The following is a 1,510-nucleotide window of genomic DNA, read 5'->3' on the forward strand; positions in this document are numbered from 1 at the left end:
CCGGCAGCGCGCTGACGCCGCCGCTGAAGGGCGCGAGCGGCGTGCAGGACGCCGACGCGTTCGTCGACCGGCTCGCGGGCCCCGCGCAGGCGGCCAGCGCGTCGACCGGCATCCCGGCGCGCTTCATCGTCGGCCAGGCCGCGCTCGAATCGGGCTGGGGCAAGCGCGAGATCCGCGCGAGCGACGGCTCGACCAGCTACAACGTGTTCGGCATCAAGGCGACCAAGGGCTGGACCGGCCGCACGGTGTCGGCGCTGACGACGGAATACGTGAACGGCACGCCGCGCCGCGTGGTCGCGAAGTTCCGCGCGTACGACTCGTACGAGCACGCGATGACCGATTACGCGACCCTGCTGAAGAACAATCCGCGCTACTCGGGCGTGCTGAGCGCGAGCCGCAGCGTCGAAGGCTTCGCGCACGGGATGCAGAAGGCCGGCTACGCGACCGACCCGAACTACGCGAAGAAGCTGATCTCGATCATGCAGCAGATCGGCTGACGGCCCGTCGGCCCGCGCCGTTGCCCCTTTCGGACCGCGCCCGGCAGCCCGCCGCGCGCGGTTTCAACGTTTGCGCGAAAAAAATCCCCGTTTCGATCTAAACTTTCGGTCAGCACTGCCGCTAAGTGTGAGAGACCTGCGACCGGGCCCCCGTTCTGGCCCGGTTTTATCGCGCACCGGTTGCCCGGGCGCCCATGACAAGAAAGACCGGCTAGCCATGAATATCGAAACGTCGACGGACCCCAGCCTGGATGCAGGCCACTCCGGGCCCGACTATGCCCGCCGCAATCCGCTGGAAATCGGCGTGCAGCTGCGCAACCTCGTCAATCGCGGCGATTTCCTGACCGTCCAGTATCCGGGCGGCCAGCTCGTCACGCGCCTGCTCGAGGTGGATGTCGGCGCGCGGACGTTCACGTTCGACTGGGGCGCGCTGTCCGAGCAGAACGCCGGCATCCTGGGCGCGTCGCACTGCACGTTCGCGGCCGCGCCGGAGGGCGTGCGCGTCGAATTCTCCACGGGCACGCCGCGCGAGACGCGCTACGAGGGGCTGCCCGCGTTCGTCGCCGATTTCCCCGACGTCCTGATGTGCATCCAGCGCCGCGAGTATTTCCGCGTCGATGCGCCGGTCGTCGATCCGTACGTGTGCCGCGGCAAGCTGCCGGACGGCGAGAGCTTCCTGTTCGAGGTGCACAACCTGTCGCTCGGCGGCGTGGGGCTGCGCACGGCGGACGAACGCGTCGAGGCGCTCGAGGTCGGCACGCTGCTTCCCGACGTCGAGCTCGAGCTGACCGGCCACGGCAAGCTGTCGCTCGACCTGCAGCTCGTGTCGCAGCGTTCGACGCAGATGCCGAACGGGTCGCGGCGCTACCAGCTCGGCTTCCGCTACATGTCGCTGCCGGGCAGCGCGGAGAACACGCTGCAGCGGCTGATCACGCAGCTCGAGATGAAGCGCCGCTCGCTCGCGCGGGCCTGACGCGCCCGCGGCGGCCGGCCCCGCCCGGGGCCGCTCGAGG

Annotated in this window: 2 protein-coding genes; both read left to right on the forward strand. The window is 69.7% G+C overall.

The genetic code is table 11. The features are described from left to right. Window positions 1-497: flagellar assembly peptidoglycan hydrolase FlgJ (gene flgJ, locus DPV74_RS41280; protein ID WP_119339280.1), on the forward strand; the 497-nt coding region annotated here is incomplete at its 5' end. A 217-nt stretch (window positions 498-714) separates the two neighbouring features. Next, entirely contained in the window at window positions 715-1,470 is a 756-nt protein-coding gene (locus DPV74_RS41285; protein WP_021164374.1) for a flagellar brake protein, read from the forward strand. Window positions 1,471-1,510 lie beyond the last annotated feature (40 nt).

Source organism: Burkholderia sp. HAN2018 (assembly GCF_024704855.1).
Taxonomy (GTDB): domain Bacteria; phylum Pseudomonadota; class Gammaproteobacteria; order Burkholderiales; family Burkholderiaceae; genus Burkholderia; species Burkholderia cepacia.